This is a genomic window from Holophagales bacterium (genome assembly GCA_016699405.1).
In the GTDB taxonomy this organism is placed as follows: domain Bacteria; phylum Acidobacteriota; class Thermoanaerobaculia; order Multivoradales; family JAGPDF01; genus JAAYLR01.
In genome coordinates this window covers 925,773-940,010 of record CP064972.1, presented here as the reverse complement: position 1 = coordinate 940,010, position 14,238 = coordinate 925,773, and the positions used below count along the sequence as shown (strand labels likewise).

The following is a 14,238-nucleotide window of genomic DNA, read 5'->3' as shown; positions in this document are numbered from 1 at the left end:
ATTCGGCCTCCCGATCCTTCGGGCCATCAGTCTGGGCCCGGACCTCTTCACGAATGCCTTGGCTTCGGGGGCCACTGCCTCGTCGCGTCCTCCTCGTTGCCGATCCTGGGGACGGGCATCACGTCGAGATCTGCTTCCTTCGGTTCTTCGCGCGCTTGCGAGAGTCCCTGCCGTTCGATTGGGAGCTCCGAACGTACCGCGACGGCACCGCTTCGGTTGATGCGACCTTCGATCTCGTCATCCTTTGCCGGCCTCGTTTTCCCGAGGGGCTCAGTGTCCTGGACTCGGCGAATGCGCTCGGCCTCTCCGCAATGGCAATGATCGACGACAACTGGCCGGCGGCGGGACGCGAGTACGCTCGCTATCGCGACCTCTTTTCCCCCGGCAGGCCCGCGCTCGACGCGTTCCTGGATTGCATCCGTCGCGCGGACGTGACACTCGTGTACAACGGCACACTCGCTCGGGAGCTCGAGCCGATCGCTCGCCGATTGGAGCTACTACCGACCAACGTCGACCTGTCGCTCTTTAGCGCCCGAACTCCGATCGACCGCGAGGGTGGCCGGTTGCTGGTTGGATACGCCGGGTCGCCTCGTTTCGAGTCGTCAGCCTTCGAGGCTCTCGCGGAGCTCGTTCGGCGACGACCTGCGGTCGACCTGCTCCTGATGGGACACGAGCTTCCCTCCCCGCTTGAGAGTGTTCCGTCTCGCCGGCTCCAGTTCGTCCCATTCGTACGCGGCTATCCTGAGTACGCATCTCAGCTCGCCACCCTCGCGCCTGACGTCCTGGTGGCGCCGCTCGAAGACAACGTGTTCAGCGCTTCGAAGTGCCCGAACAAATTCCTCGAGATCACTGCCGTCCACGCCGCCGGGGTCTACTCTCGGGTCGAACCCTACGTTTCGGTAGTCGACGACGGCCGTACAGGCCTGCTGGTGGCCAACCGAACCACCGACTGGCTGATAGCGCTAGAGCGGCTCGTCGACGACTCCACGCTGCGACGTGCGATTGCCGCCAAGTCGATGGATCGCGTCAGCCGCGATTTCTCGACCAGCGCAGTGCAGCCGCAGTTCGAGGCCGTGCTGCGGCGGGCCACCCAGTACCGGGCGCGGCGGTGAGCTAGCCGATGATGGCCCTTACGGCCTCAACGTAGTCCTCGATTCGATGACGTTCTTTCAGGCTCTCTAGTGCTTGGCGAGCCAACCAGCGGCGCAAGAAGGGATTCTCCGCGAGCTCCAGGATCGCCTCGCGCCACGCCCGCGGCTGCTCTTGAGGTACCACCAAACCAGTTCTGCGGTGATCGACACTGTCGCGGTAGATCGGGGCGTCGGAGACGATGGCCGCGATACCAGCTGCAACGTACTCGCGATAGCGGATATCCGTCTTGCAGCGATTGAATTCGAGATCGCGGAGCGGCGCGAGCCCGACGTCCCACCTCCGCTCACGCAGTGTCCGGCGAAACTCCGAGTAGTCTGAGGTCCAGGGAATCCGATTCACTCCTGGGTGACGTTCGAGGACGGCGGGACAGAAGCCGAAGAACTCGAACTGCAGCGGGTAGCTCTCCTCCAGCATCGGGAGGATGGCCTCGAGGACGGGCTTGAACTCCGCGTCCTTGTAATAGCTGCCGAGGAAGCCGATGCGGGCCGGGCCCTCTCGCGCCGGTGGAGGGGACTCACTGCCATCCAGGATGTGGTAGGGCCGAACGACCGTCACACGGCTGTTGATCCCGGCAAACGAGGCTTCTGCCGTGGGCGAATAGACCTTGACCTCATCAACTCCGGCCAGCAGCGCGGTGATGCGATCCCTCGCTTCTCCGAAGTGGACCCGCCAGGGGTGTCGCGGGTCCTCGATGACCTGGTCGATGAGAAGAAGGTTGTCGTCCGCGTCGTAGATCGTGTGGCAGCCCTGGCGCTTGGCGGCCTCCAGCAACTCGACTGCCTTCGCCGAGACGGCACGCTGGAAGATCACGGCATGGAAGGAATAGAGATCTTCAGGACTCTGGTCCTGAGTCGATCTGATCAACCACTCGCGACCCGTGGCCAACGACAGGCGATCGAGGGCATGACCATAGTAGAGATGCGTCGATACCGTCAGGGTGTCGTAGAGCACCAACACGCGCTTTCGCCGCAGTGACCATCGCAGGCGGGATAGCGGGCGATAGACCCCGACACGATCTGCGAGATGGCGCACGCCGTCCACGTCGAACCACCCGTGTCTCTCGGCCCCGGAGGTCCCTCCGGCCGGAGAAGGCGAGGCCTCAGGAGTGCGCAGCAAGACGCCGGCTCCCGCGTCCGGCACCCCGTCGTCCGTCGAGGGCCGCTCGCCGTGCTTGGCGGAGCTACGAATCAGCTCGGCAAAGAGCCGATTCGCGACGACCTGTGGGTGTCTTCTGGCGCGAACCTCCCGATACGCGTCCATCCGACGACTGACAGCCTCAGGTGGCGCGTCGAGAAACCTCCTGATCGTGGCCTCGAGATCCGTCGTGGCCGACTGCTCGCCCGGAGCGAGGGTCCGAATGGGGACCGCGGCGGCGGCGGTGCAGTCCGCGACCCATTCCGGATCCGCGTCGTTCCCGCAGAGCACTAGATCCGCCTGGGCCAATCGCTTGCCAGACGGGAGTCCTCGGGTTGATACGCACTGCCAGCCTTCGATCGCGATCGCGCCGGCGTCCTCATCTCGTGAGTGCGACCAGGGTCCGGTTTCTGGGCGCACCCACAGCGCCAGGCGAGATGGTCCCGGTTGAATTCCTCCGGCGCTCTCACCTGCGCTGGCGATGTCTCGGAGGAGGCGATCGAGACCGGCAGAGAAGTACTCGAGCGGAACTGGGTCTGGTACGAGGCCATCGGATACCTCGACGGCGCCAATCGTCGACGCAGGTGCGATCTCGAAGCCGCTCGGTAACCCACCAGGTCTCGAGATCAACCATGCTGCGGTTTCGTCCTGGCGCAAAGGATCTCCCGTCTCGCAGCCGGCAACCGAGATGCCGTACTTTTCAAGCAATCGCGGGAGCTCGCGGTCGCGCGAGCGGGCTGAGCCCTCGAATCCGGCCAGAGAGATCCGAGGCCTCCCATCTCGACCACGACACCCGCGCGAGAGTGCGTGGATTTCGATCGCGCGACACGCCGCCTCATGGAGGTCCACAAGAACCTCTGTCGTCGACTCCGCTCGCACGTGCGCGATCATCGCCTCGCGCATGGAATCGAAGCGTGCCGACGACATCGACACTCCTTCACGCAGCGCCGCCAACCAGCATTCCGCCCGATTCTCCGACTTCAGACAGGACACACCAGACGGGAGCGCATCGTAGGGTGAGACGTCAGAGAAGATCCCGAGCGCACCGGCAACCGCCGTCAGAAGGTACTTGCTTGGAGACTTGGCCATCCGCGGCCTCGGCTCGCCAAGCAGCGGCGTCAGCAAGATGTCGAACCTCGCCGCCTTCAATCGTGCGAGGAATCGATCCATGCTCGCGTCAAAGGGACGAGTTCGAACGCGTGCCGGCAGCGGTGGAAGGTTGGCGAGGTCGATTCCCCAAAACTCGAACTCGAGCGTCTCGCCATACTCCTCCGCGAGGTCTCGGAGTGCGCCCCAGAGCAGCTCGAACTCCTCACGCCGATAGCTTCCGCCAACGTAACCAATACGGATCCGTCCGCTTTCTCCCCGGGACCGAAGCTCCCTTGGTAGGTCGTCATCCGCAACTGCGGCGTCATGGGGCACCGAGCGCGGGTTCTCGCTTTCGATGACCTTCGCCAGATGCGGGTTGGTCCAGACGGCGTCAGCCGCGCGGAGTTGGCGAAGTAGGCTCTCTCGATCCGGCTGGCCGGGTGCGAGTCGATCCCACGCAGCACCGAGCTCATGAAGATGGAGGAGGTCGTCGTCGAGAAAGTAGCCAAGTGGCATGCGGCTGGCCAGAGCACGTTCGGCAAGGCGGACTGCGGGTTCCGTGATGCTTCTGACGAGAAGCAGGAGATCCGCCTCGCTTTCCCAGCCGTCCTCGATCTGAGTCACCGGCTGGTAGTAGGTCTTGTAGCCTCCTCGAGCGGAACTGACCTGGTCGTAGCCACGGAGGAAGAAGGCCCACGGCGCGTAGTACGCATCGCTGGTCCACAGAAGCGGACGAGGCCTAACCGCCACCTCCTCGAAGGGGGGTTCTCGGCTGTCGCCGCCGGCTCCTAAGCTATCTCCGACGCGGTCGAGGAACGGCGTCACCTGCGTTCTGGCAACGCGAGCAGCGATTTGCGGTGGCAATGGAACACCACCCGGGGCGAACGAATCGAGCTCATACGAATGCCACGTGGTCGGCGTCAGGAGCCGATCGCGATCTATGGCCTGGATGAACCGAAAAGCGGAGAGATCGAAAGGGACGAGGAGAGAGATTGCCCGCCCATCTTGACGCAAAGCCACGCGAGACACGACGCGGTCGAGTGCCTCGAATGGGATGTGCCGCACCAAGCGCATCCAGAGGTCCCAATCGCAAAGGCGACGCATGGCCACCTGGCAGTCGTACATGCCCACGCGATCGAAGACCGAACGCGCGATGAGGACAGAGTTGTTGGCCAGGCGGTTCTGAAACGAGAGCAGAACCTCATCGAGTGGGGCGGCCGGAAGGGGGACGCGCCGTTCTCCGGAGGCAAGCACGACTTCGGCCGACCCGAACACGACGGCAGGCTCCACGAGACCCAGAGCTCTTTCCACGAGTGCTTCCAGGGCGCCTGGAAGCCATTCGTCATCGTCGAACTGAAATGCCACGAATCTCCCGCGTGCGAGCTCGATGCCCTCGTTGACACGCAGCGCTGGCAGCCCCGAATTGAGATCGTGGCGGACGTGCACCACGCGCTCATCGCGGGCCTGCAGCGCGCGAAGAAACCCGGCAGTTCCGTCGGTCGAACCGTCATCCACGACCAATAGCTCGAGGTCGACCCAGGATTGTTGCAGCACGCTTTCCACCGCACGCGCCAGAGTGCCGCTCGAGTGCCGTGCGAAGGTGGGAAGGATGACCGAAACCGCCGGCGACCGCGGCGCACTCGGTGAGCAATGGACCCTTCGGTCCTTCAAGAAGTCGGCAACGCGGATCACCGGAACATTATGTCCGAGATGGCACCCGGCTAATGACCTTGCTCAGGGCGACAGATAGAATGCGGGGGCGGAGTACCCTCTTCGACCTTTCCACCGGCTCGACCGCATGCTGCTCCCTCCCTGCCATCCGCCCGAGCTCCGAGTTCTCCATATCGGCGGCTACTGGCGTGGCACGAACGACATCGTTCGGCACATGATGCAAGGGCTAAAGGGGACAGGTGCATCCGTTCTGGAACTGTGCACAGATTCTCACCCGGAGATCCTCGACGCGGAGGGACGCAGGTACGATCGTGGGACCTCGGGACCGGTCTGGTTGCGTTCGGAGCTGATGGAATCGTGGTTGATCGGTTTCGATCCGCAGCTGGTGGTTTGCAATGCCGGTGGCCTCAGCTTTCGTCCGGAGATCGCCGAGCAACTGCGGAGGAGTCGATGCCTACTTGGCATCGCACTCAGCGATCCCGACGTCTACCGAAACACGACACGGAGGATCGCTGCCAACTTCGATCGCTTCCTCACCAACGCTCCCGATCTGGTTGCGGACTATCGCAAGCTCGGCGTGCATGCCGAGCCGTTGGACATCGGAACCAATCCCGACTTCTTCCGACCCGCGGCCCCCCGCCCCTCTTTGAAGTGCGACGTCCTGATCCTCGGGCGCGCTCACCCCGATCGGATCGATCCGGTCCGCTCTCTCGTCGCGAGGTTCGATGTTCACGTCTACGGAGAGGGCTGGGAGGATCACGGAATCGAGAGTCGTGGCATCATCTCTGGAGACGACGTGCTCGCCGCACTCTCCTCCGCCGCGATGACGATCGTCTTCTCCCGCACTCCTGCGGGTCATTCCATCGTGAAGGTCGGTCTTTTCGATTTCCTGGCCGCCGGGGCGCTGGTGGTCACGAACCGCGACCCTGTCGTCTCGTCACTCCTGACCTTCGGCCAGGAGATCGTCGGCTTCGACTCCGTTGACGATCTCTTGACCCGCGTCAAGTACTACCTCCGTCACCAGGAGGCAGCAGAGAGGATCAGGCAGTCCGGACGGGCGCGAGTCTTGCGCGATCACACATGGAGGGTCATCTGGCTTCGAATTCTAAGGTCGCTTGGAGGCACGGGATGATCCGTTCTGGACCAAAGGTACTCTCCGATGGCCGAGTCACCCTACGCGAAATCTCCCAGGGTGACACCGAGAACCTCTTCCTCTGGCGCTCGGACCGGTCGGTCCGGGGGCGGTTTCATACCGAGGGGCCGCGCGACTTCGCCGGCCACTCGGCTTTCGTTGCCAAGTATTTCTCCGCCGAGAACGACGACTGCTGGTTCGTGATCTGCAGCGATGGCGTGGACGCGGGCGCCGTGGCACTCTATCGAAGCGGAGAGGGCGCCGATCGCTCATGGGAGGCTGGGCGGATCGTACTGTCGCCGGCGTTTCGCGGACTGCACGGGTTCAACCTCGCGCGCCGCGCGATCCTGCTGCTGCAGGAGTTCGCGCGACAGGTCGGACATGTGGCGATGCGATGCGAGGTCCTCGAGTCGAATCGGGTGATGCTCGCCATCGTCCGGTCCGTGGGCTTTGAGGCCGTGGGCGGTGGCAAGCGGGGTGGGCGGGCCTTTCTTGAGCTCGAGGCAACCCTTCTGAAGCGAACCGGCGGGAGCTCCGCACCGTCATGATCGGCAATGGAAGCGACGTGGTGGTCCGTGGCAGCTTGCGGCTTCGCGAGATCACCCGTGGTGATGCGCCCCTTCTCTATTCGCTGCGCCTGGACCCCGAGACCAGGTTGATGTTCCGCTCGACCGCGGAGGTCTCGTTTGCCACGCACTGTGCGTTTCTCGAACGCTATTTCTCGGCTGACAACAACGATCGTTGGTACGTCATCGAATCTCTCGGTCGAACCGTAGGCACAATCGCCCTCTACAGCCTCTCGGCGGATGGGCTCGAAGCAGAATGGGGGCGCTTCGTAGTTGCTCCCGAGCATCGGGGAGCCGGGATTGGACGTGCCGCACTCTCGGCCCTGATCGACGAGGCTCGACGATTGGGTGTCCGTCGTCTTCGCTGCGAAGTGCTTGCGACGAATCTCTCGGCCCTGGCGCTCTATCAGCGGCTCGGCTTCCGGGAGGTCTCGATGGCCGAGCAGGAGGAACGTCGTTTCGTCACGATGCTGCTCGAATTGACTGAGGTGAGCGCCATGGATCCGATCCACCTCTTTGTTCCCACCTTTCGTGTCGATGAGACCCTGAACGAGATTCGGGAGTGTCTCGAACGCGGCTGGACTGGCCTAGGCTACAAGACCGTGGCATTTGAGGAGGCGTGGAGCCGCTACTCCGGCCTTCGCCATTCTCATTTCGTGAATTCCGCGACCGCGGGCCTTCACCTGGCCTTTCGTGTCCTTGGCGAGGCGAACGGTTGGCGCCGGGGAGATGAGGTCATCAGCTCGCCATTGACATTCGTCTCGACGAATCACGCGATTCTCTACGAAGGTCTGGTTCCTGTCTTCGCTGACGTGGATGAGAGTCTCTGCCTCGACCCCGTTTCGGTGGAATCCAAGATCACCGACCGCACGCGAGCCGTGTGCTTCGTTGGCCTGGGGGGAAATCCCGGTCGTTGGCATGACGTGCTGGAGATTTGCCGCCGACGTGGTCTCGTGGCAGTCCTTGACGCCGCCCACATGGCTGGAACGTGGGTGGATTGTCGGCATGTTGGTCACGACGCAGATGTCGCTGTGTTCTCCTTTCAGGCGGTAAAGAACCTGCCGACCGCCGACTCCGGCATGGTCTGCTTCTCCAGTTCCGAGCACGATGCGGCGGCCCGCCGCTGGACTTGGCTTGGGATCAACAAAGACACCTACACGCGGACACTTGGGTCGGGAGCCTACAAGTGGCTCTACGACGTGGAGCATGTCGGGTTCAAGTACCACGGGAACTCGATCATGGCCGCAATGGGCTTGGTTGGTCTCAAGTACCTCGAGACCGACAACGAAAGACGGCGGGAGATCTCAGGCTGGTACGATCAAGACCTTGGCGACGACCAAGCCATCTCCCGCGTACCGATGTCGCCGGGCTGCACGCCGTCGCGCCACCTCTATCAGATCCTGGTCGAGAATCGCGACGAGCTAGTCGTCGCGCTCAATGAACGCGGCATCTTTCCCGGGGTCCATTACAGGGACAACACGCTCTATCCTATGTATGCCTATGGGGCAGGAACGTGCCCCAAGGCCCGCTTGGCAAGCGAACGTGTCGTTTCGCTCCCTCTTCATCTCCGGCTCTCACGGGAGGATGTCGAGCGGGTAGCATGCGCGCTCCGCGAACTGGTCGCGCGATGAGCCGGTGCTTCGACGCTCGCCCGCTTTTCGGGGCGGGCGATCAGGTTTCGACTCGAGGACCGTCTCCACATGCAGCAAGTTGCTCACCGCGCCGGTCTCGTACACCGGACAACTTCGCGAGAGGCTGATCCCCGCAGGAGATTTCTGTGTCGAAGCGTATCTTGATTGCCGGAAACTACGGCCAAAGCAATCTCGGCGACGAGGCGATCCTCGCCGGTGCCCTCGCCGGTCTGCGGGCCATCGATCCGACGCTGCGACTCTCGGTGGTGACCGCCGATCCCGAAGGAACGGCGCGGGCTCACGGGGTCGAGACCGTCGCCATTCGCGACCCCGGGGCGACACGCGACGCCGTTACGGCAAGCGACCTGGTTGTCGTCGGCGGGGGTGGGCTGCTGAACGACTACTGGGCCGTCGACATCGGTCGGGTCCTTTTCGACCCCGGGTGGGGATTGACCTGCCACACCCTCCCGGCCTTGACCGCTGCCGCGCTCGGCAAGCCTTACGGGTTCCTGGCCGTCGGGGCCGGACCGCTCGACGATCCCCACGCCCGCGAGTACGTCGCCGCTCTGCTCTCGGGAGCCGCATTCGCTTCGGTCCGTGACGAAACTTCACGCCGGCTGCTGATCGACTGTGGCGCCGATCCGGCGCATATCGACCTCGCTGCCGATCCCGCCTGCCTGCTGGAGGCCCGACACAGCCCAAGTGTCGATGCCATCCTCGAGGAGCACTCTCTCGCCGCGGGCGGCAACTGGCTCGCGATCGCACTCCGCCCGTGGCCGTTCTCGACGAATCGAGACGGTTTGCTCGCCACGCTCGCTCAAGGCCTCGACCGGGCGCTGGTCGCGGCCGATGCCCGGGCGCTTTTCGTTCCCATGCAGCCCTCGGGGGGCGAAGGCGATGCCGACCTGCCGTTTGCTCGCGCGGTTCGCGAGCGGATGCGAGAACGCGAGCGCACCTCGGTACTGGAAACGGAGACCTCGCCCGGCGAGGTGTCCGCGCTCCTCGGCGCCTCGCGGGCAGTGGTGGCGATGCGGCTTCATGCGCTCCTCCTGGCGGCCAACGCCGGTGTGCCCGGCCTCCCCATCGCCTACGATCCAAAGGTCCGAGCGATCGCCGCTGAGCTCGGGATCGAGGAGCTCGTGCTTCCGGTCGATCCCCTCTCCCCGGAACAGCTCGCCGGCGGAATCGCCCGCCTTCTCTCCGAAAGGGCGCTGTTCGCGCAGCGATCCCGGGCCTGCGGACAGATCCTTCGCGAGCGGGCCAACGCGGGCATCCGGGCGGTCGTGCAGGCCCTCGGCGCGGCCCCTCGACTGCCGGCGCTGTCGCGACTCCTCGGCGCCGGTGCCATCGCCGCCGCTCGCGATCTGGCGAGCGCGCGTCGCGAGAACCTGGCGCGACGCGAGGAGCAAGAGCGGGAGCTGGGACGCTCGATCGCTGAGCGAGATCGCCTCCTCGCCGAGGTCGATCAGCTACGGCGCGAGTGCGGCCAGATCGTCGGCCGCCTGACCGACGCGGAGGGCAAGCTCGCCCGCTCGCTCGAAGAGCTGGCCCAGGCTCGATCCGAAGCCAAGCTCACCCGAGCTGCGGCCGAACGTCATCGTCTCGAGCTCGTTCGCATCCAGACGTCTCGTCTCTGGAAGTTCGGCAATCTCTATTGGTCGGCTCGGCGTCGCCTCGGCCTGTCCACGTCTCCCTCCCCCACCACGAACTCGACCGCACCCGCGAGGGCTTCGGCAGCGCCACTCGCCCCTTCGCGCTTGGTCGCTCCGCCTGCGGACGCCCCGCGTCCACCGCTCCCGGGAGGGCTGCCGCCGCGTCACGACGTGCTCTGTCTGCCGATCATCGACTGGGACTTCCGGTTCCAGCGCCCGCAGCAGCTCATGGGGCGATTCGCGGCGGCGGGTCATCGCGTGTTCTATGTCTCGCAGCGCTTTCGGCAAACGGGCCCGTCCGTCGAGCTGCGCGAGATCCGCGAGCGCGTCTTCGAAGTCAGCCTGCGGGCTCCCTCGCTCAACGTCTACCGCGACGACCCGGCTCCGGCCCTCGACGCGCTCTTCGCCGGGCTCGATCTGCTGCGCCGCGATGCGGCCCTCGGCGCCACGGCGGTGGTGGTGCAGTTGCCATTCTGGTGGCCACTCGCGGACCGGGCGCGGACCCATTTCGCCTGGCCGGTGGTCTACGACTGTCTGGATCTCCACAGCGGATTCTCGACGAACGAGAGCCCGATGCTGGCGCTCGAGAACAACCTTCTCGCGGGCGCCGATCTCGTCCTCGCCTCGGCCGCGGCCCTCGAGGTCCAGGCTCGGAAGCTCAATTCGAGGGTGCTCCGCCTCCCCAACGCCTGCGAGTTCGAGCACTTCTCCGGCATCCCCATCCGTACTCCCGCGGCTCGACCCGTCGTGGGCTACTACGGCGCCATCTCCGACTGGTTCGACAGCAGGCTCGTCGGCGAGCTCGCCGCGCGCAACCCGGATTGGAGATTCGTGCTCGTCGGCTCGACTTTTGGGGCAGATCTCGGCCCGCTCGAGGGGCGGCCGAACGTCGAGCTCATCGGCGAGGTCTCGTATACCGAGCTTCCGCGATGGCTCGAGCAGTTCGATGTCTGCGTCATCCCGTTCCGGCGTACGCCGCTGACGGAGGCAACCGACCCGGTCAAGGTGTACGAAATGCTGGCCGGAGGAAAGCCGGTGGTCTCGACGCCACTTCCCGAGATCGTCGCGCTCGGTTCGTTGGTGCGCGTCGCCGAAGACGTCGCCGGTTTCGAAGAAGAGATCCGCACGGCACTCTCTTCCGGGGATGACGGAGAGGCGGGTCGACGCCGCGCCTTCGCGGCCGAACAGACTTGGCAGCATCGTTTCGAGCAGATGGCGCCGGCGGTGAAGGCAGCATTCCCGCGTCTTTCGGTCGTGGTCGTGACCCACAACAACGCCGACCTGACAGCCCGCTGCCTGGAGAGCCTGGACACGGCATGCGAGTGGCCGAACCTCGAAGTGGTCGTGGCAGACAACGGCTCGAGCGACGAGAGCCGGGGGCTGCTCACGCACTGGGCCCACGGCCGGAGCTTGACGACGCTTCAACTCAACGCCGAGAACCTCGGTTTTGCCGCTGCCAACAATCGGGCACTGGCGGTCACGAGCGGCGAGTTCCTTCTCCTGCTCAACAACGACACCGTGGTGACCCGCGGTGCGTTCGCCACGTTGGTGCGTCACCTCCACGCCAATCCCGGGATCGGTCTGCTCGGCCCCGCGACCAACGCCATCTCCAATGCGGCCCAGGTGGCGACGTCCTATCGAGATCTCGACGAGCTGCCGGCCTGGGCGGCCGACTGGTCCTGGCGCAATGACGGGCGCCTCGCGCGACTCGACATGGCGGCGATGTTCTGCCTGGCGATGCGACGAGAAGTCTGCGAGCAACTCGGCCCCCTCGACGAGCGCTTTGCGGTGGGCATGTTCGAGGACGACGACTACTCGCTGCGCGCACGCCGCATCGGGCTCGAGGTCTGTTGCGCGTACGACGCCTTCATTCACCACTGGCAGAAATCGGCGTTTCGCCTTCTCGGCGAGTCCACCTATCGACGGATCTTCGAGGAGAACCGACAGCGTTTCGTCGACAAGTGGGGATCCGCGGCCCCGTCTCACCGGATCCCCGAAGCCGCGCAGACGTCTCTGCCCCCGCATGACCTGTTGCGACGTGCCGCCGAGGCTCCTGGAACCGTCGTTTTCCTGCCCTCGGTCGGCTGGGGTATTCATCTTCTGCAGCGGCCGCACCACCTGGCTCGTGTGCTCGCGCGGCGCGGCTATCTCGTCGTCTTCGACTGCTCGAACGCCTACGACGCCATTGAAGGCTTCGCCGAGCTGGAGCCGAACCTCTTCTTGTTCCGCGGCGATCCCGAGACGCTCCACGCCTTGCCGGCGCCTCTGCTCTGGTCGTTCCCCTACAACTTCCATCTCTGTGCCGACTATCCCGAAGGCGCCGTTCCCCTCTACGACTGGATCGACGACCTCGCGGTGTTCCCCTACGAACCCGCGATGCTCGAGCGCAATCATCGGCAGGCCCTGGCGAAAGCCCCGATCGTTGCCAGCGTTGCTCAGCGGCTCCACCGCGAGGCGCTGGCCGAACGCGCCGATGCGCTCTACCTTCCCAACGCCGTCGACTTCGCACACTTCGCGGCTCCGCCCCCACCGCCGGACGATCCAGCTTTCGCGGCGATGCTCGCGAGTGGCCGCCACATTGCCGGCTACTACGGCGCGTTGGCCGACTGGTTCGATTACGAGCTGATCGCCGCGGTGGCGGCCGAACGTCCGGACTGGGGATTCGTTCTCATCGGACCCGACTACGAAGGCGCACTGGCGCGAAACCGGTCCACGCTGCGCGCCGAGAACATCCTCTGTCTCGGACCGCGCGACTACGCGCTGCTGCCGGCCTATCTCGCGCGCTTCGACGTGGCGACGATTCCCTTCCGCATCAACGACATCACGCTCGCCACTTCACCGCTCAAGCTCTACGAGTACTTCGCCGGCGGCAAGCCGGTGGTGACGAGCGCAATGCCCGAGTGTCAGGCATTCTCCGAGGTGCTCATCGCCGAGGGACCGGACGCCTTCTCTCGCGCCCTCGACGAAGCCCTCGCTCGTGCCAGCGATCCCGCCTTCCGCGCTCGGCTTCGCGAGCTCGCGCGGGAAAACGACTGGTCGGCGCGGATCGATGCGGTGCTACCGCTTTGGGAGGCGCGCCGACACCTCCCGCGACAGCGCTCGCCCTGGAGCACCCGGGTACATCGCCGTCCGGTCGCCGGGGACACGTTGCCGCTCGCCGGAAGCCCCGAGAGTCGTCGCCAAGACGACCATCCGCTGCCGGCGACGACCTCACCGCCGCCGCCGGCGGCGAGTCCGGATTCCGCAGTGGTCGCGCTCGCCGCGCGTTTTGCCCATCTCCGGCCCGAGAGCGACCGTCGCTACTTCGACGCGCTGCTCGCCCACCTGGCCGGAATCGCCGATCACCCGTTCCTCCCGGTCTATGTGGAGTACGCAGCGACGGCGGTCCAGCGGGGTCGACTCGCCGTCGCGTCGCTCCGCCCTCACATTCAACTCGACGGAGCACGCGTTCTCGACATCGGATGTGCGTATGGCGGCTTCCTCGTCGCGTTGGCCGAGGCGGGAGCTGTCCCTCTCGGGATCGACGTCAACGACCGACTTCTTGCGCTGTCGCGCCATCTCGCCGCAGATCACGAGGTGCCAATCGAGGCACTCCTTCACGACGCCTCGGTGGCGCGTCCGGAGTTCGCGGCGGCGTTCGATCTCATCGTTGCCAACGACGTGATCGAGCACGTTGCGGCACTCGACCCCTTCCTGGCCAATATCTCGCGGTGGCTGGCGCCGCAAGGCACCGCCTACCTCGAGATTCCCAATGGCCGCTTCCCGGGATTCGTCCGCAAGGACGGCCACCATGGCGCGTTCGCCGTCTCGCTCCTTGAGTTCTCGACCGCTGCCGAGCTGCTTCGGACAACCGGCCTTGCCTCCAACTACGACACGTTCAACTATCTTACGCTGGCCGAGTACCGCTCACGCTTCGCCGAGAACGGACTGCAACTGGAGCTGCTGCCTGGATCGTTGGACGGGTTCTCTCGGGAGGCCGTTCTGGCGGAGATCGAGAGCTTGCGCAGCGAGTGGCCTGGACGAGTCGAGGAGGAGATTCCTCCCGCGTTTCGCGACGTGACATCGCGCGCCCTGCGGGCCTATCTCGCCGAGCTCGACGCGTCGGGAGTCTGCGAACCCGGCCGTGAACAGGACCTGTACGAACGATACGGCGCGTCGTTCTGGCGCGTGCTCTGTCGCCGCAGCTGAACCCGCAGCCGGTTTTAGAAGGC

6 protein-coding genes are annotated in these 14,238 nt (G+C 65.1%); 5 read left to right on the top strand and 1 reads right to left on the bottom strand.

Annotated elements, in window-relative coordinates; translation table 11 throughout:
- The first annotated feature begins 155 nt into the window (after window positions 1-155).
- The gene (locus tag IPJ17_04000) at window positions 156-1,112 is read left to right on the top strand and encodes a glycosyltransferase (GenBank protein QQR74760.1); all 957 of its coding nucleotides are present in this window, start codon (window positions 156-158) and stop codon (window positions 1,110-1,112) included.
- A gap of 1 nt (window position 1,113) precedes the next feature.
- Here IPJ17_04000 and IPJ17_03995 read toward each other — a convergent pair whose 3' ends face one another.
- Entirely contained in the window at window positions 1,114-5,067 is a 3,954-nt protein-coding gene (locus IPJ17_03995) for a glycosyltransferase (GenBank protein QQR74759.1), read from the bottom strand.
- A 106-nt stretch (window positions 5,068-5,173) separates the two neighbouring features.
- Between IPJ17_03995 and IPJ17_03990 the strand changes: the two genes are divergently transcribed.
- From IPJ17_03990 to IPJ17_03975, 4 genes are all read left to right on the top strand, one after another.
- Window positions 5,174-6,178: a glycosyltransferase gene (locus IPJ17_03990; GenBank protein ID QQR74758.1), complete on the top strand. Its 1,005-nt coding sequence runs from the start codon at window positions 5,174-5,176 to the stop codon at window positions 6,176-6,178.
- Window positions 6,175-6,726, top strand: coding sequence for a GNAT family N-acetyltransferase (locus IPJ17_03985; GenBank protein ID QQR74757.1), 552 nt, complete (start codon window positions 6,175-6,177; stop codon window positions 6,724-6,726). Before IPJ17_03990 ends, IPJ17_03985 begins: the two co-directional genes overlap by 4 nt.
- Window positions 6,723-8,375: a GNAT family N-acetyltransferase gene (locus IPJ17_03980; GenBank protein QQR74756.1), complete on the top strand. Its 1,653-nt coding sequence runs from the start codon at window positions 6,723-6,725 to the stop codon at window positions 8,373-8,375. Before IPJ17_03985 ends, IPJ17_03980 begins: the two co-directional genes overlap by 4 nt.
- A 146-nt stretch (window positions 8,376-8,521) precedes the next feature.
- Complete coding sequence (locus IPJ17_03975; protein QQR74755.1) at window positions 8,522-14,215, top strand: polysaccharide pyruvyl transferase family protein; 5,694 nt, start codon at window positions 8,522-8,524, stop codon at window positions 14,213-14,215.
- Window positions 14,216-14,238: the final 23 nt, after the last annotated feature.